Source organism: Planobispora rosea (assembly GCF_014648175.1).
GTDB lineage: Bacteria > Actinomycetota > Actinomycetes > Streptosporangiales > Streptosporangiaceae > Planobispora > Planobispora rosea.
In genome coordinates this window covers 91,214-114,723 of sequence record NZ_BMQP01000011.1, presented here as the reverse complement: position 1 = coordinate 114,723, position 23,510 = coordinate 91,214, and the positions used below count along the sequence as shown (strand labels likewise).

Annotated in this window: 21 protein-coding genes; 11 read left to right on the top strand and 10 right to left on the bottom strand. The window is 73.6% G+C overall.

Going from position 1 to position 23,510, the window contains the following annotated elements; translation table 11 throughout:
• Positions 1 to 90: 90 nt before the first annotated feature.
• Both IEZ08_RS13560 and IEZ08_RS13555 read right to left on the bottom strand, forming a co-directional pair.
• On the bottom strand, positions 91 to 2,592 hold the full coding sequence (locus tag IEZ08_RS13560) for a DNA gyrase/topoisomerase IV subunit A (RefSeq protein ID WP_068929018.1): 2,502 nt from the start codon (positions 2,590 to 2,592) through the stop codon (positions 91 to 93).
• Between the two features lie 83 nt (positions 2,593 to 2,675).
• Positions 2,676 to 3,254 (bottom strand): GNAT family N-acetyltransferase, encoded by a 579-nt coding sequence (locus IEZ08_RS13555; protein ID WP_068925435.1) that lies wholly within the window; start codon positions 3,252 to 3,254, stop codon positions 2,676 to 2,678.
• Positions 3,255 to 3,329: 75 nt separating this feature from the next.
• Here IEZ08_RS13555 and IEZ08_RS13550 point away from each other — a divergent pair, with 75 nt between their 5' ends.
• From IEZ08_RS13550 to IEZ08_RS13535, 4 genes are all read left to right on the top strand, one after another.
• Entirely contained in the window at positions 3,330 to 4,145 is an 816-nt protein-coding gene (locus tag IEZ08_RS13550; protein WP_068925433.1) for a hypothetical protein, read from the top strand.
• 261 nt (positions 4,146 to 4,406) lie between these two features.
• The gene (locus tag IEZ08_RS13545; RefSeq protein WP_068925432.1) at positions 4,407 to 5,243 is read left to right on the top strand and encodes a TauD/TfdA dioxygenase family protein; all 837 of its coding nucleotides are present in this window, start codon (positions 4,407 to 4,409) and stop codon (positions 5,241 to 5,243) included.
• 64 nt (positions 5,244 to 5,307) lie between these two features.
• Complete coding sequence (locus IEZ08_RS13540; protein ID WP_189242266.1) at positions 5,308 to 7,377, top strand: RecQ family ATP-dependent DNA helicase; 2,070 nt, start codon at positions 5,308 to 5,310, stop codon at positions 7,375 to 7,377.
• 68 nt (positions 7,378 to 7,445) lie between these two features.
• Entirely contained in the window at positions 7,446 to 7,706 is a 261-nt protein-coding gene (locus tag IEZ08_RS13535) for a hypothetical protein (protein WP_068925430.1), read from the top strand.
• Positions 7,707 to 7,812: 106 nt separating this feature from the next.
• Here IEZ08_RS13535 and IEZ08_RS13530 read toward each other — a convergent pair whose 3' ends face one another.
• Both IEZ08_RS13530 and IEZ08_RS13525 read right to left on the bottom strand, forming a co-directional pair.
• Positions 7,813 to 8,208 (bottom strand): GNAT family N-acetyltransferase, encoded by a 396-nt coding sequence (locus IEZ08_RS13530; RefSeq protein ID WP_068925428.1) that lies wholly within the window; start codon positions 8,206 to 8,208, stop codon positions 7,813 to 7,815.
• 122 nt (positions 8,209 to 8,330) lie between these two features.
• Positions 8,331 to 8,738, bottom strand: coding sequence for a winged helix-turn-helix transcriptional regulator (locus IEZ08_RS13525; RefSeq protein ID WP_068925426.1), 408 nt, complete (start codon positions 8,736 to 8,738; stop codon positions 8,331 to 8,333).
• A 71-nt stretch (positions 8,739 to 8,809) separates the two neighbouring features.
• Between IEZ08_RS13525 and IEZ08_RS13520 the strand changes: the two genes are divergently transcribed.
• The gene (locus IEZ08_RS13520) at positions 8,810 to 9,610 is read left to right on the top strand and encodes a Rossmann-fold NAD(P)-binding domain-containing protein (protein ID WP_229803086.1); all 801 of its coding nucleotides are present in this window, start codon (positions 8,810 to 8,812) and stop codon (positions 9,608 to 9,610) included.
• 53 nt (positions 9,611 to 9,663) lie between these two features.
• On the opposite strand, the gene IEZ08_RS13515 is transcribed toward IEZ08_RS13520, so the two are convergent.
• Complete coding sequence (locus IEZ08_RS13515; protein WP_176728571.1) at positions 9,664 to 10,560, bottom strand: carbohydrate kinase family protein; 897 nt, start codon at positions 10,558 to 10,560, stop codon at positions 9,664 to 9,666.
• 176 nt (positions 10,561 to 10,736) lie between these two features.
• Between IEZ08_RS13515 and IEZ08_RS13510 the strand changes: the two genes are divergently transcribed.
• The 4 genes from IEZ08_RS13510 to IEZ08_RS13495 all read left to right on the top strand — a co-directional run bounded on the left by IEZ08_RS13510 (position 10,737) and on the right by IEZ08_RS13495 (position 16,063).
• Positions 10,737 to 13,394 (top strand): bifunctional acetate--CoA ligase family protein/GNAT family N-acetyltransferase, encoded by a 2,658-nt coding sequence (locus IEZ08_RS13510; RefSeq protein WP_068925422.1) that lies wholly within the window; start codon positions 10,737 to 10,739, stop codon positions 13,392 to 13,394.
• A gap of 148 nt (positions 13,395 to 13,542) precedes the next feature.
• On the top strand, positions 13,543 to 14,133 hold the full coding sequence (locus tag IEZ08_RS13505) for a DUF5998 family protein (protein WP_068925420.1): 591 nt from the start codon (positions 13,543 to 13,545) through the stop codon (positions 14,131 to 14,133).
• Positions 14,130 to 15,254: an alkaline phosphatase family protein gene (locus IEZ08_RS13500; protein WP_068925418.1), complete on the top strand. Its 1,125-nt coding sequence runs from the start codon at positions 14,130 to 14,132 to the stop codon at positions 15,252 to 15,254. The genes IEZ08_RS13505 and IEZ08_RS13500 overlap by 4 nt, the downstream gene beginning before the upstream one ends.
• Complete coding sequence (locus IEZ08_RS13495; protein WP_189242235.1) at positions 15,251 to 16,063, top strand: sulfurtransferase; 813 nt, start codon at positions 15,251 to 15,253, stop codon at positions 16,061 to 16,063. Before IEZ08_RS13500 ends, IEZ08_RS13495 begins: the two co-directional genes overlap by 4 nt.
• Here the strand turns inward: IEZ08_RS13495 and IEZ08_RS13490 are convergent.
• From IEZ08_RS13490 to IEZ08_RS13470, 5 genes are all read right to left on the bottom strand, one after another.
• Entirely contained in the window at positions 16,003 to 18,714 is a 2,712-nt protein-coding gene (locus IEZ08_RS13490; protein ID WP_189242234.1) for a CHAT domain-containing protein, read from the bottom strand. The genes IEZ08_RS13495 and IEZ08_RS13490 overlap by 61 nt on opposite strands.
• Positions 18,711 to 19,169: a hypothetical protein gene (locus IEZ08_RS13485; RefSeq protein WP_084780501.1), complete on the bottom strand. Its 459-nt coding sequence runs from the start codon at positions 19,167 to 19,169 to the stop codon at positions 18,711 to 18,713. Before IEZ08_RS13485 ends, IEZ08_RS13490 begins: the two co-directional genes overlap by 4 nt.
• 43 nt (positions 19,170 to 19,212) lie before the next feature.
• A complete protein-coding gene (locus IEZ08_RS13480) occupies positions 19,213 to 19,782 on the bottom strand; it encodes an RNA polymerase sigma factor (RefSeq protein ID WP_229803085.1) in 570 nt (189 codons plus the stop codon).
• A 49-nt stretch (positions 19,783 to 19,831) separates the two neighbouring features.
• A complete protein-coding gene (locus tag IEZ08_RS13475; RefSeq protein ID WP_068925410.1) occupies positions 19,832 to 20,884 on the bottom strand; it encodes a S8 family peptidase in 1,053 nt (350 codons plus the stop codon).
• Between the two features lie 171 nt (positions 20,885 to 21,055).
• Positions 21,056 to 22,030, bottom strand: a complete 975-nt coding sequence (locus tag IEZ08_RS13470; protein WP_068925408.1) for a helix-turn-helix transcriptional regulator — start codon at positions 22,028 to 22,030, stop codon at positions 21,056 to 21,058.
• A gap of 136 nt (positions 22,031 to 22,166) precedes the next feature.
• Here IEZ08_RS13470 and IEZ08_RS13465 point away from each other — a divergent pair, with 136 nt between their 5' ends.
• Together IEZ08_RS13465 and IEZ08_RS13460 are read left to right on the top strand one after the other, a co-directional pair.
• Positions 22,167 to 22,562, top strand: a complete 396-nt coding sequence (locus IEZ08_RS13465; protein ID WP_068929014.1) for a RidA family protein — start codon at positions 22,167 to 22,169, stop codon at positions 22,560 to 22,562.
• A gap of 365 nt (positions 22,563 to 22,927) precedes the next feature.
• Positions 22,928 to 23,422 (top strand): DUF3145 domain-containing protein, encoded by a 495-nt coding sequence (locus IEZ08_RS13460; RefSeq protein WP_068925406.1) that lies wholly within the window; start codon positions 22,928 to 22,930, stop codon positions 23,420 to 23,422.
• Positions 23,423 to 23,510: the final 88 nt, after the last annotated feature.

Below are 23,510 nucleotides of genomic sequence, written 5' to 3'. Positions count from 1 at the left end.
CGGCGCCGGAGGTTCCCCCCAGCCGGGAAGGCCGTACGGGGCTGTATGCGCCCCGTACGGCCTCCTATGGAGGGCGTCCCCGCGGGGGTGCTACTCCTCACGCTCCCCGGCGGGTCCGGACTCGTCGGAGGGCACGCCGACGGTCGTGCCCAGCGCGCCGCCGACCGCGGCCACGGTGTGGGTCAGGCGGACGCCGGAGCCGTCGCGGCGGCCGAGCTCCTCCGGGAGCGGGACCGGCTTGCCGGTGGCCGAGACGGCGCGGGCCGGGCCGGGACCCGCCCAGGCGAGCAGCAGCACGTCTTCGCCCTTGAGGAACCGCTGGGCGCGCACGCCTCCGGTGGCGCGGCCCTTGGGGGGATATTCGGCGTAGTCGGAGACCTTCGCCCCGCCGATCTGGGTGCCGGGCAGGGCGGTGGAGGATCCGGCGATCGTCACGACCCGGGACTCCAGGGCCGGGTCCACGGCGCCGAACCAGATGACCCGGGCCGAGTCGTCCAGACGGACGCCGGCCACGCCGCCCGCCGGGCGGCCCTGCGGCCGGACGACGGAGGCCGGGTAGCGCAGGAGTTGCGCGTCGGAGGTGATGAAGACCAGGTCGTGGTCTTCGGAGGCGAGCTCCACCGCGCCGATCACGGTGTCACCGTCCTTGAGCCCGATGACCTCGAACTCGTCGCGGTTGGGCGGGTAGTCGGGCACGACCCGCTTGACCACGCCCTGCGCGGTGCCCAACGCCAGGCCGGGCCCGTCCGGGTCGAGGGATCCGATGCCCACGACCGTCTCGCCGGGGTTCAGCGTGACGTACTCGGAGACGGGATGGCCGCCGGACAACGACGGCAGGCCGGTCGACGGCGGCAGCGTCGGCAGGTCGACCACCTGGACGCGGATCATCCGGCCCTCGCTGGTGACCGCGCCGACCTCGCCCCGGACGGTGCTCCTCACCACCGAGACCAGCACGTCGTGGGTCGTGCGCTTGCCCTCGCCCGGGAGCGGGGTGGCGTCGGCCGTACGGGCCAGCAGGCCGGTGGAGGAGAACAGCACCAGGCACGGGTCGTCGGCGACCTCGAGCGCGACCGGCGCCTTCTTCGCCACTCCCGACGACTCCAGCAGGACCGTGCGGCGGGGGGTGCCGTAGGTCTTGGCGACCTGCGCGAGCTCGCCGGAGACGACCTTGCGCAGCCGGGTCTCGGAGGACAGGATCTCGGTCAGCTCGGCGATCTCGTCGAGCAGGGTCTGCTTCTCCCGGTCGAGCTCGATCTTGTCGTAGCGGGTCAGGCGGCGCAGCGGGGTGTCGAGGATGTAGTTGGCCTGGATCTCCGAGAGCTCGAACGTCTCCATCAGGCGCTGGCGGGCCTGGGCCGAGTCGTCGGAGGAACGGATGATCCGGATGACCTCGTCGATGTTGAGCAGGGCGATGATGAGGCCCTCGACGAGGTGCAGCCGGGCCTCCCGCTTGCTGCGGCGGTGGGTCGAGCGGCGGCGGACCACGTCGAGGCGGTGGTCCACGTAGACCTGGAGCAGCTCGCGCAGGCCCAGCGTGCGGGGCTCGCCGTCGACCAGGGCCACGTTGTTGATGCCGAAGCTCTCCTCCATCGGCGTCAGCCGGTAGAGCTCCTCCAGCACGGCCTCGGGGATGAAGCCGTTCTTGATCTCGATGACCAGGCGCAGGCCCCGGTGCCGGTCGCTGAGGTCCTTCAGGTCGGAGATGCCCTGGAGTTTCTTGGCGGTGACCAGCTCACGGATCTTGGTGACCACCCGCTCGGGACCGACGTTGAACGGCAGCTCGGTGACGATGATGCCCTTGCGGCGGGGGCTGACCTGCTCGATCGCGCACGTGGCGCGCATCCGGAAGGTGCCGCGGCCGCGCGCGTAGGCGTCGCGGATGCCGTCCAGCCCCATGATCATGCCGCCGGTGGGCAGGTCGGGACCGGGGACGAACTGCATCAGCTCGTCGAGGGTGGCGTCCGGCTTCTTGATCAGGTGGCGGGCGGCGGCGATCACCTCGACGAGGTTGTGCGGCGCCATGTTCGTGGCCATGCCGACCGCGATGCCGGTGGCCCCGTTGACCAGCAGGTTCGGGAACGCCGACGGCATGACCGTGGGCTCGGTCTCCTGGCCGTCGTAGTTGGGCTTGAAGTCGACGGTGTCCTCGTCGATCGACTCCACCATGGCCATGGCCGCGGCGGCCAGGCGCGCCTCGGTGTAGCGCATCGCGGCGGGCAGGTCGTCGGGGGAGCCGAAGTTGCCGTGCCCGTCGACGACCGGGAGCCGCATCGAGAACGGCTGCGCCATGCGGACCAGCGCGTCGTAGATGGCGGTGTCACCGTGCGGGTGGAGCTTGCCCATGACGTCGCCGACGACCCGCGACGACTTGACGTGTCCCCGGTCGGGCCGCAGGCCCATCTCGCTCATCGAGTAGAGGATGCGGCGCTGCACCGGCTTGAGACCGTCGCGGGCGTCGGGCAGCGCGCGCTGGTAGATCACCGAGTATGCGTACTCCAGAAAGCTGGTGCGCATCTCCGCGGACACGTCGATATCGACGATCCGCTCCTCGAAGTCCTCGTCAGGCGGGGGTGTGGTCGTCCGTCGGGCCATGTCGAACATTCTGCCGAAGTCTGGAGGGTGCCCGCGACTTCACCGTGAGGACGGACCGTTATGTGGGGGTATGGGGTGGTGATTCACCGGAGGACGCGCGGACCGGCCCCGGGCCAGGGACCAGGGGTGACGCCTTCGTCCTCGTCGCCGGGAACGTTGAGCCTGGTGTCGTAGATCCGGAACCCCCGCGCCTTGTACGCCGGGAGCGCGGCCGGGCCGTCGAGGGAGCAGGTGTGCAGCCAGACCCGGCGGGTCGGCTCGCGGTCCGGGTGACGCTCGGCCAGGTCCCAGGCACGGGCCGTGCAGAACTCCAGCAGGTGTCCGCCCGCGCCCTTGCCGATCGCCCAGTGCACGAGGCCGAAGGAGGCCACCTCGACCGCCGCCCCGTCCTGCGGGACCAGCTCGGCGTATCCGGCGGGCGTGCCGCGGTGGTAGGCGACCCAGGTCTCCACGCCCCGGCCGAGCCACTCGCTCCACTGCCGCCAGGTCCACGGCAGCCGCTCCGTCCACTGCCAGTCGCCGCCGACGGCGGTGTAGAGGAAGCGGTTGAGCTCGGGGGAGGGGATCTCGGCGCGGACGATGTCCAGCTCGATCGCCGGAGGCTTGGCGGGGATCAGGTCGGCGGGGGAGGTCTGCTCGAGATACCAGGTGGTGACGTCCATAGTGGCCCTCATGAAATCACGGCCCGGGAACCCGGCTGCACGGAGGGCTGGATGATCTGTCACTAATATCCCGCCATGCTGAAACGCGGAATGATGATGACGATCGCGGGGGTGTGCCTCGCGGGGACGCTGACGGGCTGCGGGATGGCCGGGAGCGTCCTGGGGGAGATGGCCGACCCGACGGTGATCGCCGCCGACGCGCCCTTCAGGGGCTCGCCCTCGGAGAAGTTCGCCGACGGCGCCTCGGGGATCGTGATCCCCGAGGCCGGGGCCGTGGGGAGCTTCTCCGCCAAGGACGTCCGCGCGGCCATGGAGACCAGCAGCCGCCTGCTGCAGGCCGCCTACCTCGACCGGCAGACGCTGCTCGGCGGGAAGCCGGACGCCTATGCCGCGCTGCTCGATCCGGAGCAGCGCAAGACCTTCCTGAAAGATCTCGATCACAAGGATCCGAAGAAGGACACCCGGGGATGGGTCAACAGCTTCGCGCCGGGGACGACGGAGCTGGTCGGTGACGTGATCAAGGTGCAGGGGAAGCTCTCCCCGGCGGCGGCCAAGGACGCCGACGGCAACCCGGAGCTGCGGGTGGACTACGAGGCCCGGTTCGTCTACGCGGTACGGCCCGCGGGCAGGCCGGGTCCCATCGTCCGGGTGATGAGCTACATCAAGGCGCACCACCTGTATTGGCGGGACAGGCCCAAGGGCAGGCTCCGGAACTGGGACGGCGAGACGGCGGACGCGTGGAGCGCCGGAATACGGTGCGACTCCACCGATGCCTTCCTGCGGCCCGACTTCAGCCTGCAGGGAGAAGGGGACGGCCCGGTGACGGACGCCTACGGCGAGGAGTCGGCTCCGATGAAGGAGGGGGAGTGCGGATCGGTTGAGGAGATCTGAGGGGTCTTCCCCGCCGTCCCTCCGCCCCGGCCGGGTCCGTGCCGTCCGGTCCCGCCGGACGGCACGGACCCGGCGATCCGCGCAGGGGACTCTCGCCTCCGAGTGACCTACGTCACTCTCTCCCGGGATGCGGTTCGGGCATATGCTTGACCAAGCGGTTGCTTGATTGGCGCGGTCGGGCTCCGCTTGGGACAACCGGTCACGCGCGGCCTCGCCGCCTCCGTGACCGGCATGCGGCCACCGACGGAGGAGCGTCCGGACATGATCGAGTTCAAGCAGGTGACCAAGCACATCGGCGCCGAGGTGACCGGCGTCGACCTGCGCAAGCCGCTGTCACAGGGCGAGGTCGACGAGATCCGACAGGGCTGGCTGAAGCACAAGGTCCTGTTCTTCAGGGACCAGCACATCACCGACGAGGAGCACATCCGCTTCGCGGAGAACTTCGGCACGATCAACCATCCGGCCTTCAAGAAGGACAGCGGTTCGGCCATCCACGTCCTCGACCAGACCGACCCCAAGGGCGAGGGCGGCGACGAATGGCACAGCGACAACACCTTCGAGCCGATCCCGCCCATGGGTTCGCTGCTGCGCTGCGTCCAGCTGCCCAGCGTCGGCGGCGACACCCTGTGGGCCAACGCCTGCCTGGCCTACGAGACCCTCTCCCCGCCCATCCAGCGGCTCTGCGAGGAACTCACCGCCGTCCATGACATCACGGCCTCCATGAAGAAGGCCATCTCCAAGGGGCACGACTTCGACCTGGCCGAGATCCAGGCGAAATGGCCGCCGATCGAGCGGCCGGTCGTACGCGTGCACGCGGAGACAGGTCTCAAGGCGCTGTTCGTCAACCGCGCCTCCACCACCCGGCTCGTGCAGCTCAACGACAGGGAGAACGAGGCGCTGCTGCCGTACCTGATCGACCACATCCGCTCCCCCGAGTACCAGGTCCGGCTCAACTGGCGTCCGGGCACCCTGGCCTTCTGGGACAACCGCAGCACCCAGCACTACGCGGTGGCCGACTACACCGAGCGGCGGCGCATGCACCGCGTCACCATCAACGCCTTCCCCGAGCACCTGGACCCCGAGTACCGCAACAGCTGAAATCCGGCGTCGAGGCGAAACCGTCACCGGGACCTGATAACAAGGACCGGTGAGCGAAGAGCTGATGCTGCGGGAAGAGGCCGCCGAAAGGCTGCGCGCGCTCGCCGGAGAGCACGCGCGGCTGCGCGAGGACCAGTGGTCGGCCATCAAGGCGCTGGTCATGGACCGGCGCCGGGTGCTCGTGGTGCAGCGCACCGGCTGGGGCAAGTCGGCGGTCTACTTCGTGGCCACCGCGCTCCTGCGCGAGCTGGGCGAGGGACCGACCGTCATCGTCTCGCCGCTGCTGGCCCTGATGCGCAACCAGATCGCCGCCGCCGAGCGGGCCGGCATCCACGCGGTCACCGTCAACTCGGCCAACCCCGAGGAGTGGGAGGAGATCTACGGGCAGGTCGCCGACGGCCTGGTCGACGTGCTGCTGGTCAGCCCCGAGCGGCTCAACAACCCCGACTTCCGTGACCAGGTCCTGCCCGCGCTCGCCGAGAGCGCGGGCCTGGTCGTGGTGGACGAGGCGCACTGCATCTCCGACTGGGGCCACGACTTCCGCCCCGACTACCGGCGGCTGCGCACGCTCTTCGAGAACCTCCCCGAGGGCGTGCCGGTCCTGGCGACCACCGCGACCGCCAACGCCCGCGTCACCCGTGACGTCGCCGAGCAGCTCGGCGACGAGACGCTCGTCCTGCGCGGGCCGCTGGAGCGCGAGAGCCTCCACCTGAGCGTGGTACGGCTGCGCGGCGCCGAGCAGCGCCTGGCGTGGCTCGCCCGCACCCTGCACGAGCTGCCCGGCTCCGGGATCGTCTACACCCTCACCGTGGCCGCCGCCCAGGAGATCGCCGCCTACCTGCGCGAGCAGGGGCACGAGGTGGCCGCCTACTCCGGCCAGACCGAGCAGGCCGAGCGGCTCGCCGCCGAGCAGGCCCTGCTGGACAACAAGATCAAGGCTCTCGTCGCCACCTCCGCGCTGGGCATGGGCTTCGACAAGCCCGACCTCGGGTTCGTGGTCCACGTGGGCGCCCCGCAGTCGCCGGTCGCCTACTACCAGCAGGTCGGCCGGGCAGGGCGCGGGGTCGAGCGGGCCGAGGTGATCCTGCTGCCCGGCGCCGAGGACCGCGAGATCTGGGCCTACTTCGCCTCGCTGGCCTTCCCGCCGGAGCCGGTCGTGCGGAGCGTGCTGGACGCCCTGGCCGAGGGCGGGGTGATGTCCACCGCCGCCCTGGAGAGCCGGGTCGATCTCAGCCGCACCCGCCTGGAGACCATGCTCAAGGTCCTCGACGTGGACGGCGCGGTCCGCCGGGTCAGGGGCGGCTGGGAGGCCACCGGCGAGGAGTGGGCCTACGACGCCGATCGCTACGCCCGGGTCGCGGCCGCGCGCGAGGCCGAGCAGAAGGCCATGCTCGACTACCTCGACACCACCGGCTGCCGCGAGGAGTTCCTGCGCCACCTCCTGGACGACGAGTCGGCCGCGCCCTGCGGGCGCTGCGACAACTGCACCGGCGTGCACCGCTCGCCCGAGGTCGAGGCGGAGGCGGTCGAGCGCGCGACCCGGAGCCTGCACCGGCCGGGCGTGGAGATCGAGACGCGCAAGCAGTGGCCGACCGGGCTGAGCGACCTCAAGGGACGGATCAAGCCGGAGCTGGGCGCCGAGCCCGGCCGGGCGCTGGGCCGCCTCACCGACATCGGCTGGGGCAACCGCCTACGCGGCCTGCTCGCCGACGGCGCCCCCGACGGCCCGGTCCCCGACGACGTGTTCGCCGCCGTGGTCGCGGTGCTGTCGTCCTGGGAGTGGCAGCAGCGCCCGGTCGCCGTGGTCGGGGTGCCCTCGGCCACCCGTCCCCAGCTGGTCCGCAGCCTGACCGAGCGGCTGGCCCAGGTGGGCCGGCTGTCCTACCTGGGCGACCTGGGCTACCGGTCGGGCCCGCCCGCCCGGCGCTTCAACAGCGCCCAGCGGGTCCAGGCCGTCCGGGCCACCCTCGCCATGCCCTCGGCCCTGGGCCCGGCGGTCGCCGCGGCCGGCGGCCCGGTCCTGCTGGTGGACGACCGCGTCGACACCGGCTGGACGATGACCCTGGGAGCCGCCCTGCTCCGCCACGCCGGAGCCCCCGCCGTGCTGCCCCTGGCCCTGGCGGTGACGAGCTAGCGTTCCGCGCGCCGTACGCCCTGATCGGGGCCCCGGTAGAAGCGTGACCGCCGGGGTAGGGGAGTGCCATGAGCGACACCGAACGTGAAGACAGCTGGGCTTCCGAGTCCGACCTGCCCGCCGACCAGCGGATGGAGGACGCCGTCGGCAGCGCGGGCTCGGTGCTGGAGACGTCCTATCCGGACGCGGAGAGCAATCCGGCCGACCGGGCGCACGGCGTCGGCTCCGGCATGCCGCCCGGCGCGACGGGCCTGGGCGAGACGACCGGCGAGGGGGCCGACGTGAATGCGGACGAGGCGGACAGAGGCTCGGCCGGCCGCAGAGAGTGATCCCACCGCCCCGGGTGTGCCCGCCGCGTGCCGGGCATGGTCCCGGGGCGGCGCGTCCCGGGGCCGACGGGCCGCCCGGACGTACCCGATCCGGCCCGTGGACCGCCTACAGGGCGATGAGGCCCGCGTTCGTCGGCTGGAACCCGCACGCGCCGAAGTAGAAGTCCTTCAGATGGTCGTCGAAGTCGACGTGGAGCCATTCGCACCCGGCGGCGCGGGCCTCCCGGACGGCCACGGCGACGAGCCCGGTCCCGACCCCGTGCCGCCGGCACCTCTCCGTCACGAGGGTGTCGAGGATGAAGGCGTGGATGGCGCCGTCCCACGCCACGTTGACGAAGCCGACGAGCTCGCCGCCCTCCCTGGCGCAGACCCAGCCGAGGCTGTGCCGGTTGACCTGCGCCCACCAGTCGTCTTCGAGGAGCGCGTGCTCGAAGCCCTCCGCGTGCAGCGCGTTGACCTCGCCGTTGCCGAAGTGACCACGCCATTCGTATGAGATCTCCATGGGGTGACCCTAGGAACGGCGGGCGGGCGGCGGCGAATGATTTCCGTGGGCTCCCCGGACCCGGGAGGACGGCGGACTGCCGACAGCGGGTGACCGGCCGGTCGGCTGCCGTCGCGGCGGTGTCAGTGGATGCCGGCGCCGGGGTTCTCGGCGTCCCAGCGGCGACGGGATCCGGCGATGGTCTCGCGGTGCTCGGCCGACCAGTCGGCGAGGGCCTTGAGCAGGTGGGTGAGGCTGTGGCCGGTGGCCGTGAGCTCGTACTCCACCTGCGGCGGGACCGTCGGGTAGACGGTGCGGCTGACCAGCCCGTCACGTTCCAGGCGGCGGACCGTCAGGGTGAGCATGCGCTGGGAGATGCCGTCGACGGCGCGCAGGAGTTCACGGAAGCGGCGTCTGCCGTGGGCCAGCTCCACGACCACGAGCACGGACCACTTGTCGCCGATGCGGTCGAGCACGTCGCGGATGCCGCAGTCCTCCGCGCAGGAGACGACCGGCTCGGGGGTGGTTACCGCTGTGTGCGTGGCTGACATGAATGTGCCTCCTTACGCGGGCGCGGCTGGAAGCGCCAGGGTGGTTCTCCAGGAGAACCACCCTAAGGGGGATGAGAATGCTTCTGGTGACGGGCGTCTCGGGCGCGCTGGGCAAACTGATCGCGGCGGGGCTGGCCGGGCGTGCGGATGCGGTGCTCGCCAGCAGGGATCCGCAGTACGGCGAGCGCCGGATCGACTTCGACGATCCGGCGAGCCTGGACTTCACCGGCGTGGCCACGCTGCTGCTGATCTCGGCCGGGTACGGCGAGGACGACGTGGTGATCACCCGGCACGGGGCGGTGATCGACGCCGCGGAGCGCGACGGGGTGGCGCACATCGTCTACACCAGTCTGGCCTCCGCCGGAGACCACCTGCCGTACGCGCTGCCCCACCGCTGGACCGAGCGGCGGCTGCGTTCCGGCCGGGCCGCCTGGACCGTCCTGCGCAACGGCCTGTACGCCGAGCTGCTCGCGTGGCTGGCCGCCCCGGACGCCGAGGGACGGATCACCGCGCCGCTGGGCGGGGGGAAGCTGGCGGCGGTGGCCCGCCGGGACCTGGCCGAGGCGGCGTGCCGGGTCGCCCTGGACCCGGCGCCGCACGCGGGCAGGGTGTACGACCTGGTCGGCGAGGAGGCCGTCGGCGGCGCGGAACTGGCCGAGGCGCTGGGCGCGGTCTACACGCCGGGCACGATGGCGCAGGCCCGCGAGCGCGTCGCGGCCTCCGGCGCCGCGCCGTTCCAGGTGCCGATGCTGGTGGGGACGTACTCGGCGATCGCGCACGGATTCATGGACGGCACGGCGGGCGATCTGCGCGCGCTGCTCGGCCGGGCGCCCACGGGCGCGCTGGACGTGATCGGCGGGAAGGCCGCCTGACGGTCCGGAGACGGGGACGGAGCCGGGCGCCGGGGCGGGCCCGGCCGGGGGCCTCAGAGGCGCGGGCGGGCGCCGAGGTGGGCCAGGGCCTTGGACGCCAGGCTGTTGCCGGCGGCGAGGGACTCGGCCGGGGGCTTGCCCTCCAGCCACGCCGGGAGGAATCCCGCGGTGAAGGCGTCGCCCGCGCCGGTGCCGTCGACCACGCGCTCCACCGGCTCGGCGGGGGCGCGGACCGGCTCGCCGCGGTTGCTGGCGCTGTACCACATCGCGCCCTCGGCACCGAGCTTGATCACGACCTGAGGGAACCAGGCGGTGAGCACCTTGGCGGCGGCCTCGGGGTCGTCGCGGCCGGTCAGGACCTTGGCCTGGTCGCCGTTGGCGAACAGCAGCTTGGCGTTCTGGGTCCACTCCAGGAACGGCTCGGCCCCGGTGCGCTCCAGCGGCGCGGAGGAGGAGCAGTCGACCGAGATGGACATCGCGGCCCGGCGGGCCATCTCCAGGGCCGCGAGACCGGCCTCCCGGGACCCCTCGTTGATCAGGGTGTAGCCCGAGACGTGCAGGTGCCCGCCCTGGGTGAACAGGTCCCGGGGGAGGTCCTCGGGGGACAGGGCGGCGTTGGCGCCGGGGTCGGAGAGCATGGTGCGCTCGCCCTTGTGCGTGACGAGCACGACGCACGTGCCGGTCGGGCGCTCGGGGTCCATGACGAGGCGGGCGTCCACGCCGTACCCCATCAGCTCCATGTCGCGGTTGCGGCCGGTGATGTCGGCGCCCCGGCGGCCGATGAAGGCCACCTCCGCGCCCTCCACGGCGAGCCAGGAGGCGATGTTGGCCCCGGACCCGCCGCCGTGCATCGTGACGATGGCCGGTGTGTCGCTGGCTCTCGCCAGTGGGTAGCGGGCCCGCGCGACCGCGTCGGTCATGAGATCGCCCACCACGACCACCCGCGTCATGATGTCACCACCTTGTTGCCTTGAGGCCGACCTGCTTATGAAGCCGTCAAAAACCTAACAGCTTCCGGCCAGGGAATGGGGCTCGGATCGAAGACCGGGTCGTAGTCGATGCACAAGCGTTGCGTGAATCCGCCCGGCTGATCCCACATGTGAGATTCGCGTCTACTCTCGGGACTGTGGATGCTCAGTATCCCGCCCACTGGGAGGCGGACGTCGTCCTGTCCGACGGGGGCACCGCGCACGTGCGCCCGATCAAGCCCGCCGACGCGGATCGGCTGCGGGCCTTCTACTCGCGGCTGTCCGAGGAGTCGATCTACTTCCGCTTCTTCGGGCCCCGGCCCCGGCTGTCGGACCGGGAGGTGACCTGGTTCACCACCGTCGACTACGTGGACCGGGTCGCGCTGATCGCCACGATCGGCACGGAGATGGTGGCGGTGATCCGCTACGACCGGATCGAGCCGGGGGAGGCGGAGGTGGCCTTCCTCGTCGAGGACGCCCACCAGGGCCGCGGCGTCGCCTCGGTGCTGCTGGAGCACCTGGCCGAGACCGCCAGGGAGAACGGCATCGCCAAGTTCGTGGCCGACGTGCTGCCCGCCAACCAGAAGATGATGGCGGTGCTCAAGCAGGCCGGTTACACCGCGCAGAGCCGCTTCGCCGACGGCGTCGTGCGGATGACCCTCGACCTCACCCCGACCGAGACCTCGCAGGCGGTGACCGCCTCCCGCGAGCACCGGGCCGAGGCCCGCTCCATCGAGCGGCTGCTCAACCCCGGCTCGGTGGCGGTCGTCGGCGCGGGCCGGGACCCGGGCGGCATCGGCCAGACGGTGCTGCGCAACCTGCTCGGCGCGGACTTCACCGGCCCGGTCTACCCGGTCCACCGCGAGGCGCGGGCGGTGGCCGGGGTGCGGGCCTACCCGAACGTCACGGCCATCGACGGCGAGGTGGACCTCGCCGTGCTCGCCGTACCGGCCGACGCGGTGATCGACGTCGTGAAGGAGTGCGCGGAGAAGGGCGTGCGCGGGCTGGTCGTGGTCTCCTCCGGGTTCGGCGAGACCGGGCCCGAGGGGCGGGCCCGCCAGAAGGAACTGGTCCGCATCGCCCGCGCGTACGGCCTGCGCGTCGTCGGTCCCAACTGCCTCGGCATCGCCAACACCGACCCCGCGGTCCGGCTGAACGCCACCCTCGCCGCGACCATCCCCGGTCGGGGCCGGGTCGGCTTCTTCAGCCAGTCGGGCGCCCTGGGCACGGCCCTGCTGCAGCGGGTCGCCCAGCGGGGCATGGGCATCTCCTCGTTCGTCTCGGCGGGCAACCGCGCCGACGTCTCGGGCAACGACCTGCTCCAGTACTGGGAGGAGGACCCGGCCACCGACGTGATCCTGCTCTACCTGGAGTCCCTGGGAAACCCGCGCAAGTTCGCCCGCCTGGCCCGGCGGATCTCCCGGCGCAAGCCGATCGTGGTGGTCAAGAGCGGCGGCACCACCCAGGGCGTGCCCACCGGTCACGCCGCCCCCGTGCTCGGCCTGCCCGACACCGCGCTCAGCGCGCTGTTCGAGCAGGCCGGGGTGATCCGGGTGGACGACCTGATCCAGCAGTTCGACGTGGCGCAGCTGCTGGCCTACCAGCCGCTGCCGGCCGGGCCCCGGGTCGGCCTGGTGAGCAACTCCGACGCGCTGGCCCTGCTGGCCGTCGACGCCTGCGTGCGGGCCGGTCTCGAACCGCGTCCGCCGATCAACCTCGGCGCGCGGGCCGGCGCCGCCGAGTTCGGCACGGCCCTGGCCTCCCTGCTGCCGGAGGTGGACGCCGTCGTCGCGATCTACATGCCGCCGATCCCGGGCCGGGCCGCGGAGGTCGCCGCCGAACTGCTGCGCGTCTCCCGGGAGAGCGGCAAGCCGGTCCTGACCACCTTCGAGGGCAAGCTCGGCATGCCGCCCGAGCTGCGCGCCGGCGCGGCACCCGAGCAGGGGTCGATCCCGTCCTACGCGGCGCCGGAGGAGGCGGTCCGGGCCCTGGCCCACGTCGTGCGGTACGCGCGCTGGCGCGAGCAGCCCGCGGGGACGCCGGTGGAGATCGGCGACGTGGACACCGCCGCCGCGCGGGAGTTCGTGGAGCGGACGATCGAGAACCCGCCGCACGCCGGTCCGCTGCGGGGGATCCCCGGGGAGCACGTCCCGGTCGAGGTCGAGGCGTCGGAGCTGCTGGCCCGTTACGGGCTGACGGTCTGGCCGGCCGAGGTGGTCTCCACGCCGGAGGAGGCCGTGGCGGCGGCCGATCGGCTGGGCTGGCCGGTGGTGCTGAAGGCCGCCGACCCGGAGGCGGCCAAGCGGGCCGGGACGGTCCGGCTGGGCCTGGCCGGGCCCGACGGGGTGCGGGACGCCTTCGCCGACCTGACGCGCCAGCTCGGGCCGGACGCCGTGCTGGCGGTGCAGCGCATGGTGCCCCAGCCCGCGGTGCCGACCGTGGTGAGCGTCGTGGACGATCCGGCGTTCGGGGCCGTCGTCGCCTTCGGGCTCGGCGAGGTGACGGCCCGGCTGCTCCGCGACGAGGTGTACCGGCTCGCCCCGCTGACGCGTGAGGACGCGGCGGCGCTGGTGCGGACGCCCCGCGCGGCCCCGCTGCTGTTCGGCGAGTACGGTTACCCGCCGGTCGCGGTCGAGGCGCTGGAGGACCTGCTGGCCCGGGTCGGGAAGCTGGCCGACGACCTGCCCGAGGTGGCGCGGCTCGATCTGGACCCGGTGCTGGTGGGGGAGTCCGGGGTGATCGTGCTGGGCGCGCGCGCCGTCCTGCGCAGTCCCGAGGGGCCCCGGCCCGACGACGGCCCGCGCCGCCTCACCTGACGGATCTCACCTGACGGATCTCACCTGACGGCCTCAGCTGACGGACCTCACTGGTGGGCCTCGCCTGACGGGCGGTCCGGGGCCGGCGGTGCCGCACCGAGTGGTGCTCAGGATGAAACCGTCACCCCGGACAGGGCAGGATGGACCCATGAGGGAAACCCGACTCCCGTCCGCCGGCCTGCGCGACGCGATCGACCGCAGTGGCTACTACCCCGACCTGGTCGCCGACGCGGTCGAATCCGCCCTGGGCAAGGAGCAGGTGAACGCCTACGTGGTGCACCACGAGGCCACGTTCGACCCAGCCATGGAGGTGCGCAGGCACGTGACCGTGCTGGTGCTCTCGCCCACCCGGCTGCTCGTCTGCCACACCGACGAGCATCCCGCGGTGGAGGGGGTCTCCGCCGCGCACGCCTCCACGACCACCGAGGCCGTGCGCCTGAGCCGGATCCAGTCCGTCGCCGTGACCCGGGTCGTCCCCGACCCCGCCTCCTACGTGCCGGGCGTGCCGCCCACCGAGGTCACGCTCACCATCGGCTGGGGCGCCATCTCCCACGTCGACCTGGAGCCCGCCACCTGCGGTGACGAGAACTGCGAGGCCGACCACGGCTACACCGGCGCCATCACGGCCGACGACCTCTCCCTGCGGGTGAGCGAGGCGGCCGACGGACCCGAGGCGGTCTCCCACGTGCTGGCTTTCGCCAAGGCACTGTCGGAGGCCACCGCCCGCAACGCCTCATGACCCCCCTCGTACCGGCGTACGGCGAGGCCTCACTCGCCGACCTGTCCGCCTCGCTGCTGGCCGTGCTGGGCGTGGAGTCCGGCGACGGCGCGAACCCGCTCGGCCTCGCCCCCGCCCAGCGGGTCCTGGTGTTCCTGGTCGACGGCCTGGGAGCGGAGCTGCTGCTCACCTACCCGGCGCGGGCGCCGTTCCTGGCGGCCCGGCTCGGCCGCGTCCTGACCGCGGGCTTCCCCGCCACCACCGCGACCAGCCTGGGCACGCTCGGGACCGGGCTCCCGCCGGGCGAGCACGGCATGCTGGGCTACCAGGTCGCCGTGCCCGGCCGGGACTACCTGTTCAACTGCCTGCGCTGGGACGGCCCGGGCGGGCCGATCCCGCCCGAGGAGTGGCAGCCGACCCCGACCGTCTTCGAACGGGCGGCGGCGGCCGGGGTCGCGGTCAGCTACGTCGGTCCCGCCTCCTTCGAGGGCACCGGGTTCAACGAGGCCGTCTACCGGGGCGTGCGCTTCGTCGGCGCCGACGAGATCGACGACCGGATCGAGGGGGTCCGCCGGGCGCTGGCCGAGCCCCGCGCCCACGTGACGGTCTACTACGGCGACCTCGACTCCGCCGGGCACCAGCACGGCTGGGGCAGCCACGCCTGGCTCGACCAGCTCGCCCGGGTGGACCGGATGGCCGAGCGGCTGGCCGGGCTCCTGCCGCCCGGTTCGGCGATGTACGTCACCGCCGACCACGGCATGATCAACGCCACCCGGCGCATCGACGTGGACGCCGTCCCCGCCCTGCGCGAGGGCGTGGCCCTGCTCGGCGGCGAAGCCCGGGCGCGGCACGTCTACGCCGCCCCCGGAGCCGCCGGGGCGGTCCTGGAGACCTGGCGCGACCTGCTGGCGGGCAAGGCGTGGGTGGTCTCCCGGGAGGAGGCCGTGGCCTCCGGCTGGTTCGGCCCGAGGGTGCGTGACGAGTGGCTGCCGAGGATCGGCGACGTGATCGCCGTGCCGTCCGGCGACGCGGTCATCACCGCCTCGGTCACCGAGCCGAAGGAGTCGTCGTTCATCGGCTACCACGGCTCGCTGACCCCCGAGGAGCAGTACGTCCCCATGCTGGAGGTGAGCACCCGATGAGCCCGCTGATCACACCCGCGGACCTGGCCGCGCTGGACGGCGCCGCCGTCCTCGACGTGCGCTGGAGACTCGGCGGGCCGCCCGGGGCCGAGTCCTACCGCGAGGGGCACATCCCCGGCGCGGTCTTCTGCGACATGAACGCCGACCTCGCCGCCCCGCCCGGGCCCGAGGGCCGCCACCCGCTCCCGGAGGCCGGCCGCTTCCAGGAGGCGATGCGCCGCCTGGGCGTCTGCGGCTCCCGGCCCGTGGTCGTCTACGACGAGGCCGACTCCACGGCCGCGGCCCGCGCGTGGTGGATGCTGCGCTACTTCGGCCATCCCGACGTCCGGGTCCTCGACGGGGGGCTGCGGGCCTGGAGCGCCGAGGGTCGCCCCCTCGCCACGGACACGCCGGATCCCGCGCCGGGCGACTTCACCGCGCGCCCGGGCGGCATGCCCGTGCTCGACGCCGGTGCGGCCGCGAAGCTGGCCTACGACGGCCTGCTGCTGGACGCGCGCGCCGCGGAGCGCTACCGGGGCGAGGTCGAGCCGATCGACCCCGTCGCCGGGCACATCCCCGGCGCGGTCAGCGCCCCCACCGGAGAGAACGTGGACCCCTCCGGCCGCTTCCACCTGCCGGAGTTCCTCCGCGAGCGGTTCAACACGCTCGGCGCGGTCCCCGGCGTCGACGTGGGGACCTACTGCGGCTCCGGAGTGACGGCCGCCCACCAGGTGCTGGCCCTGGAGGTGGCGGGCATCCCCGCCGCCCTCTACGTGGGGTCCTGGTCCAACTGGGTGGCCGACCCCTCCCGGCCGGTCGCCACGGGCTGATCGCCGTACCCGAAGCAGACGAATCCGGCGACCCCGCCCAGCCCGGTGCTCCGGCCCGCCAGGGCCAGCGCCCGGGCGGGCGGGTGACCGGCGGCCAGCAGGCCGTGGAAGGCCGTCATCAGCGTCAGGGTCTCCTCGTCGCGCACCGGTACCAGACCCGCCACCACGCACCGCGCCCCCCGGTCCAGGAACGTCCCGGCCAGCCCCAGCGGCGCCCCGTCGGCCGGCGCGCGCGCCATGCCCGTCTCACACGCCGACAGGACCACCAGGGCCGGCGGCAGGCGGAGCCGGAGCAGGTCGTAGGCCATGAGCCGGCCGTCGTCGAGGTCGATGCCGGACAGCAGCGGGCTGTGCGCGCAGAACGTGCCGTGGGCGGCCAGGTGCGCCACCGCGGCCCGCTCCAGCGCCGCCGTGACCGCGGGCCGTGTCGCCGCGATCCGCTCGGTCCCGGGGCGGTGCGCGGCGACCATGTCCGCCTCGGCCTCCGCGCACCGCACCCCCGGTCCGGCGACCACCACGGTCCCCGCGCCGGGTACGGCGTGCGCGCGGCGCGCGGCCAGCCAGGCGGCGGCGCTCGCCGCGACGGTCACCGGCCGGTCCGCGTTCGCCGGGAGCAGCGGCCAGGGCAGGGTGTGCAGGACCCCGGCCGGCACGATCACCAGCGGACGCTCGCCCAGCCCGTCCAGGAACGGGCCGAGGACCAGCCGCTCCACCGACGCGGCCTCCCCGGCGGCGCCGGGTGCGGGGCCGTCCCTCAGGTGCGCCCGGCGCAGGCCGTACCGGAGCCTGACCGTCGCCTCGGCGACCGCGGCGCAGGAGCCCAGCCGGCGCAGGGTGATCCGGTCGGAGGTGACGGCCACGGCGATCAGGCCGTCGCCGTCCCGGACGAACTCCACCAGCGCGGTGTCGCCCAGAGCCGCCCGCAGCTCCCCGAGATCGGGGGCGGACGGCCGCCCTCCGCCGCGTACGACCGCCCGCCACCGCTCCGCCCAGGCCAGCACCGTCTCACCCCGGCCGGTCTCCAGCGCGAGGGACAGGCCGAGCGCGGCCAGCGGCTCACCGGCCCGTACGGCGTGCGCCCGCACCATGGGATCCCGCAGCCGCGCCGCGTCGGCGCCCACCTCGGCCAGTGCCGCACGGATCGCCGCGAGCGCCCCGCGCCGGTCTCCGGCCGTCGCCCGCCGCAGGGCGACCGCGTGCCGGGCCACCGCTCCCCGCCCGGCGGAGGCGATCCGGCCGAACTGCTCGTCCGCGGTACGGCCGTCACCCAGGCGGAGCGCGAGCTCCGCGGCGGTGAGACGGAGGGGGCCCGACGGATGACCGGCGCCGTCGAGGTCGGCCGCGCACGCCACCATCTCGGCGAGCAGGCGCGCGCCGTCCGAGATGGCACCGTCCGAGATGGCACCGGCGGGGGGATCACCGGCCGGTTCCCGCGCGGGATGTGATCGGTCGGGGGAGGGGGCACCGGGCGGGTCCAGGTGGAGCCGGGCGCGCAGGATGATCTCGGTGGCGAGCGGGACCTCGGCCGTCCGCCCCTGGCGGGTCAGCTCCGCCCGCGCCGACCGCGCGCTGTCGAGCGCGCAGCCGGCGTCACCGGCGCGCAGCTGCGCCCGGGCGAGCATCAGCCGGGCCTCCGTCAGCGCGGTCTCCGCGCCCGCCGCCGCCAGCTCCGGCACCGCGAGGTCGAGCAGCACCCGCGCCTCGCCGGGCAGATGGGCGTCGATCAGCGCCCCGGCGAGATCGCAGCGGACCGTGGCCAGCCGTTCCGGGCAACCGAACAGGCTCCGCTCGGCGCGCAGGTAGGCGGTGAACGCCGCGGGCAGGTCGCCACGCCGCGCGGCCAGGAACGGCAGGTTGCCCTCGGCCAGCGCGAGCACGTGCTCCAGCCCCGCCGCCCGCGCGAGCTCCGCGCTCCGTGCGAGGTCGGCCTCGGCCGCCGCGAACCGCTCCAGGTAGATGCGGGCGAGTCCCCGGTTCAGCATCGCTCCGGCCAGGAAGCCGGGATCGTCGTCGAGGAGGCCTTCGGCGCCGTCGCAGTGGCGGATCGCCTCTTCGTGGCGGCCCAGCCGGATCAGGGCCGCCGCCCGGTTCACGCCGAGCCTGGCCACCTCGTCCGGTGCGAGGTACGGCTCGGCCTCCGCGGCGACGGTCAGGGCCTGCAGGGGCCGGCCCAGCTCGGCCCGGACGGCGACGAGCGAGAGCCGGGCCTGGGCCGCCCGGTGCGGCAGCCCGGCCGCGAGCGCGATGCCCACGGCCCGGTCCAGGTGCTCCTCGGCCAGGGGCAGGTCGCCCAGCTCGCGCGCGGCCAGGGCCAGCGCCCGGTAGGCGACCGAGGCAGCCTCCGCCCCCGCTTCCGCCTCCGTTCCTGCTTTCGCCTCCGCCTCGGAACCGGAGCCCGCGCGGGCCGTCCCGAGGCATGTTCCCGATCCTCCGGCGGGCTCCAGAGCGTCCAGTACGGCGGGCTCCAGAGGGCCCGGCGCGGCGGGTCCCAGCGCGGCCAGCACGGAGCGCGCCAGATCCCGCGAGGCGGCCGGGTCACCCGCGGCCAGGCGGACGGCGCGTTCGGCGGTGCGGACGGGGGAAAGGAGGCCGGCGGTGCGGTCAGGAGGGTCGGCTGTGGGACCGGCGAGGTCGTGAGGGGCGGCGGTCAAGGCCGGATCCGGGTCCAGACCGTCGCGACGGGGGAACGGCCCGGGCGGTGGCAGACCACGCTGAACCAGCCGGGAGGCAGGCCGGTCACGGCGAAGCGGCCCGCGGGGGAGAGCGCGCGCGACTCGGTCAGGCGGGGGGTGCGGATCTCGACCCGGGCGTCCGGCCCGGGGTGGGGGAGGAGCTGCCCGGCCAGGTCGAGGAGCCCGTCCGCGGGGTCGATCTCCAGGTCGAGGACGAGGTCGCCCGCGTCGAAGCGGATCAGACGGGCCCGCTCGGCGGAGCGTACGCCGGACGGAGCGGGCACGGCGACCGGCCGGGCCATGGCGGCGCCGGGCAGCCGGAGGGCGAAGGCCGCCCGGGCGGCGGCCGAGACGTGCTCGGGCACGGGGTCGTTCCCGGACGCCAGGCGGAGAGCGGCGATCAGGGCCTCGTCGTCAGGAGGCTGCGGCGTCACGGGGCGGCCTCCGGAGCGGGCATGGTGTCGGGAGGGCATGGCGTCACGGCATGCCCTCCGGGGCGAGCATGGCGCGGAGCCGGTCGAGGCAGCGGCCCCGGGTGGGACCGTAGCTGCCGGTGGGCATGCCCAGACGGCCGGCCAGCTGGCGCACGCCCGCGTCGGGGGCCTGCGCCATCAGGCGCAGCAGGGACCGGCAGGGCTCGTGCATGCTCTCGACGGTCCGCCAGAGGCGGCGTCCCTCGTCGGCGGTCAGCACGGCCAGCGCCGGGTCGGCGTGCGCGTGCCCGGCGTCGACCCGGTCGTCCGGTTCGACCGGCTCGGGGACCAGCCGTTCGTCCTGGTTGCGCCTGCGCAGGAGCGACGCCTCCCGTCTGGCGGTGGTGAACATCCAGGAGCCGATCCGTTCGGGATCGCGGATGCCGGGCAGATGCTCGACCAGCCGCAGCCAGGCCCCCTGCGCCGCGTCGGCCGCGTCCGCCGCGCCCAGGCCGTAGGCGCGGACCGCGGACCAGACGAGCGGGCTCAACCGCTTGACCATCGCGTCCCAGGCCGCCTGGTCGCCGGCCAGGACGGCGTCGATCGTGTGCCGGTCGATCACCCGGTCCTCCATGATCACATCAGGTGCACACCGTGTCCATGGCATTACTCTGGGTGACACTTTACCGTCGGATCGGCACGACGGTTCCCAGCCCGGGGATCCGCCGGGCGTGCTCCGGATCCAGCACGCGGGCCACCGCCTCCTGCGGCGTCGTCGTGGCGGCGGCCGCCGCGATCGCGCCGCTGACCGCGGCGGCGGCGAAGGAGGTCCCGCTCCACCGCGCGTAGCCGCGGAAGGCCCCGTGCGCCAGGAAGGTGCTGGACAGCCACTCCCCCCGCGCGCAGGCGTCCACCCACGGGCCGTACGCCGAGAACGGTGCCCGGGCCTCCTCCGCGGCGTCCAGGGCGCCGACGGCGATCACTCCGGGGAGCGCCGCCGGCCAGAAGGGGCGGTCCGAGGCGGTGTTGCCCGCGCAGGCGACCACCGCCGTGCCGGTCAGCTCCTCCACCGCCGTCCGTACCAGGGGAGAGGGAAGGTCGTCGAAGGTGTGGCCGCCGAAGGAGAGGTTGAGCACCTGCGGTGGGGAGTCCCGCATCCGGGCGAGGATCCGCAGCAGACCGGCCTCGTCCCCGATGCCGTGGCCGTCCAGTACCCGGATCGGGCGCAGTCGCGCGCCCGGGGCCGAGCGCAGGACCAGCCCGGCGATGAACGTGCCGTGCCCCGCCTGGGCGTCCAGCTCGCCGTCGCCGTCGGAGTCCGGGGACTCCGGCGCGTCGTGACCGCCTCCCCGGAACCAGGGGCTCTCCCGCCACCACGGGTGCGCGGCCACGCCGGTGTCGGGCACCGCCACGGTCACGTGGCCCTCACCGGCCGGCGGTGCGGGGATCGGATCGGCCGGGAAGGGCCGGGAGGCGGGGCCTCCGAAGAAGAGAGGCTGGCCCCGCAGGACGTGGTTGGCGGAGGCCCGGTGGCCCCGGTCCCGGAGCGTGATCACCAGGTCGCAGACGTCCACGCCGGGCGAGAGCCGTAAGCGGAAGACACCGTCGGCCTCGGTCACCGCGGCGGCCCAGCGGGACGCGGCCTGCGCCCCGGAGGCGTCGGTCAGCAGCTGACCCGGCCTGATCAGAGCGGGCGAGCCCGGAATGGGCTGGACCCGTTCGATGTCGGCGTCCATGTGTCCTCCGGTCCGGTGCTCGTTGAGATTTTTCTTTCCGAACGATGCCGCATACGGATGACGGGGGACGCGGAACTTCCGGATTTCCGCCACGTCCGTCTGGGGACACGGCCGGGGACGCGCGTGGAGGCACGGCCGGGGTCGCGGCGTCCCGGCGCCGATCTCCGTATCTCAGGGCGGCATCCCGTAGCGGGTGGCGATCGCGGTGGCGCGGTCGCGCAGGGCGGTGCGCAACCACTGCGGGGTCAGGGCTTCGGCGTCCGTGCCGAGCTGCCACAGCGCCCACTCGGCGTGCCTGGGGTCCTGGAAGGTCACCTCCATCCGGAGCCGGCCGTCCGGGTCGGCCTCTTCGGCGCGGACGGCCAGCGCGGTGCCCACCAGGTCCTCTCGTCGCGCCGGGGCCACCCTTACCAGTACGGCGACCTGCTCGCCGCCGGTCCGGAACCGCGTGCTGCGCTCCTGCCAGGCCCGGTCCAGATCGACCCGGTCCGGTCGCTGCGCGGGTTCGGCGAGCTCCTCGGCGGCCAGGATCCGGGACAGCCGGTAGGTGCGGTCCGCGCCGGACCTCGTGGCCAGCAGGTAGCCCCGGTCGCGTACGGTGACCAGGCCGATCGGGTCCACCGTGCGCCACTGCGGGCTCTGGCCCGCGGCCGCGTAGTGGATGCGCAGCCTGTGTCCGGCGACCACCGCGCGCAGGACCTCGGCCACTATGGCGTCGGGCGCCTCCTCGGCGGCCAGCCGTCGTGACAGCAGGTCGGTCTCCGGGTCGATGAGCAGTCGCTCGGCCGCGCCGGCCGCGGTGCCGCGATAGCTCTCGGGCAGCGCGTCGACCACCTTGAGCATCGCCGAGGCGAGAGCGGAGCCGAGACCGAACGCCTGCGCGCCGCGCCGTGATCCGGCGACCAGCAGCGCGAGGGCCTCGTCGCGGTTCAGCCCGGTGAGCTCGGTCCGGAAACCGGGCAGCAACGCGAAACCGCCGTGCCGGCCGCGTTCGGCGTAGACCGGGACGCCGGCCGCGGACAGCGCCTCGATGTCGCGCAGCACGGTGCGGGTGGACACCTCCAGCTCGCGGGCCAGCGCGGTCGCGGACAGCCGGCCGTGCCGTCGCAGCAGCAGCACCAGTGAGACCAGACGGTCGGCGCGCATGCGAAAACTCTATCGAGATACACGACACAGGATGTCGTGATTTGCCGGGAGGCTGATCAATGCCGCCGGAGAGACGGCGGTTACCGGACCGGCCGGCGTACGCGACGCCGGTGAATCGAATGGAGCTGATATGACGATGGAGCGGACGGCGGTCAACCCGTGGCCCTGGTCGGTGGAGCTGGGCTACAACCAGGGCGAGGTCGTCTCCGGACACACCCGGACCCTGTACTGCTCCGGGCAGACCGCGATGAGCGGCGACGGCAAGCCCCAGCACGCCGATGACATGGCGGCGCAGCTGGCGTTGAGCCTCGACAACCTGGAGGCCGTGCTCGGCGAGGCCGGCATGTCCCTGGCGAGCCTCGTCCGGCTCAACGTCTACACCACCGACGTCGACCGGCTCTTCGAGCACTACGGCGTGCTGGCGTCGCGGCTGGGCGCCGCCGGGGTGGCGCCGTCCACCACGATGCTCGGAGTGACACGGCTGGCGATCCCCGGCCTGATGGTCGAGCTTGAGGGGACCGCCGTCGCCTGATGCGATCCCGCCGCCTCCGGCAGAGCCGCCGGAGGCGGCACGGACGGCGGCTCGCCCCGACGCGCCACGATCGAGCACCTGCGCCCGTTGTGACGTGCTGCGGCGCAGTGCACGTGGTGAGATTCTGAGTTTTACCTTCCGTTCGAGAAGCTGATCGAACAAAACTTAAAACCGCACGACGTTCCCGGGATGGGATGGTGAAATCCAGGTCCGCCCGTCCGGTGCGCGCACGGGAAGCGCCATCTTGGTATGACCGCCCTCTGGTGTGATGTCACAACCGACGGTAGTCTCTCCTACAGTCACTTGTGATCATCCGCGGACGAGGCCGTTGGGGAAGGCGCACCTCGTACGAAACGGGAGGTCCGGTGTCTGCTCGTGGCGTGCTTTACGTCCACTCGGCTCAGCCCGCGCTGTGCCCTCATATTGAATGGGCGGTCGCGGGCGTCCTTGGCGTGCCTGTAGACCTGACGTGGACGCCCCAGCCCGCCGCGCCCGGTCATGTGCGCGCACAGGCCGAATGGCAGGGCAGGCCGGGGACCGCCGCGGCCATCACCTCATCGTTGATGGGCTGGCAACGCATCCGCTTCGAAGTGACCGAGGACGCCTCCCCCGAGGCCGACGGGTCCCGCCACGCCTACACCCCGGCCCTGGGCGCCTTCACGGCGGTGATCGGGGCCAACGGTGACATCATGATCCCTGAGGACCGGTTGCGTTCGGCCATGCTGCTGGCACGCCAGGGCAGAGTGGTGCTGGAGGAAGAGCTGGACCGGATGCTGGGCCGGCAGTGGGATGAGGAGCTTGAATCGTTCCGTTACGCGGGCGAGGGGGCGCCGGTCCGCTGGCTGCACGCCGCCGTCTGAGCCCTTCCGCCCCCTCCCGGCGGCAGCGCCTTTCGGAGCCTCCCGAAGTCTCCCGACGCCTCCGACGCCTTCCCGGTACGGCACCCGC

Coding starts and splice junctions, on each gene's coding strand:
- IEZ08_RS13520 (WP_229803086.1), top strand. CDS start 8,810: ATGAGAATGCTTCTGGTGACGGGCGTCTCGGGCGCGCTGGGCAAACTG.
- IEZ08_RS13505 (WP_068925420.1), top strand. CDS start 13,543: ATGAGGGAAACCCGACTCCCGTCCGCCGGCCTGCGCGACGCGATCGAC.
- IEZ08_RS13495 (WP_189242235.1), top strand. CDS start 15,251: ATGAGCCCGCTGATCACACCCGCGGACCTGGCCGCGCTGGACGGCGCC.
- IEZ08_RS13470 (WP_068925408.1), bottom strand. CDS start 22,030: ATGCGCGCCGACCGTCTGGTCTCACTGGTGCTGCTGCTGCGACGGCAC.
- IEZ08_RS13480 (WP_229803085.1), bottom strand. CDS start 19,782: ATGGAGGACCGGGTGATCGACCGGCACACGATCGACGCCGTCCTGGCC.
- IEZ08_RS13530 (WP_068925428.1), bottom strand. CDS start 8,208: ATGGAGATCTCATACGAATGGCGTGGTCACTTCGGCAACGGCGAGGTC.
- IEZ08_RS13515 (WP_176728571.1), bottom strand. CDS start 10,560: ATGACGCGGGTGGTCGTGGTGGGCGATCTCATGACCGACGCGGTCGCG.
- IEZ08_RS13550 (WP_068925433.1), top strand. CDS start 3,330: ATGCTGAAACGCGGAATGATGATGACGATCGCGGGGGTGTGCCTCGCG.
- IEZ08_RS13475 (WP_068925410.1), bottom strand. CDS start 20,884: ATGGACGCCGACATCGAACGGGTCCAGCCCATTCCGGGCTCGCCCGCT.
- IEZ08_RS13545 (WP_068925432.1), top strand. CDS start 4,407: ATGATCGAGTTCAAGCAGGTGACCAAGCACATCGGCGCCGAGGTGACC.
- IEZ08_RS13500 (WP_068925418.1), top strand. CDS start 14,130: ATGACCCCCCTCGTACCGGCGTACGGCGAGGCCTCACTCGCCGACCTG.
- IEZ08_RS13535 (WP_068925430.1), top strand. CDS start 7,446: ATGAGCGACACCGAACGTGAAGACAGCTGGGCTTCCGAGTCCGACCTG.
- IEZ08_RS13525 (WP_068925426.1), bottom strand. CDS start 8,738: ATGTCAGCCACGCACACAGCGGTAACCACCCCCGAGCCGGTCGTCTCC.
- IEZ08_RS13465 (WP_068929014.1), top strand. CDS start 22,167: ATGGAGCGGACGGCGGTCAACCCGTGGCCCTGGTCGGTGGAGCTGGGC.
- IEZ08_RS13540 (WP_189242266.1), top strand. CDS start 5,308: ATGCTGCGGGAAGAGGCCGCCGAAAGGCTGCGCGCGCTCGCCGGAGAG.
- IEZ08_RS13555 (WP_068925435.1), bottom strand. CDS start 3,254: ATGGACGTCACCACCTGGTATCTCGAGCAGACCTCCCCCGCCGACCTG.
- IEZ08_RS13560 (WP_068929018.1), bottom strand. CDS start 2,592: ATGGCCCGACGGACGACCACACCCCCGCCTGACGAGGACTTCGAGGAG.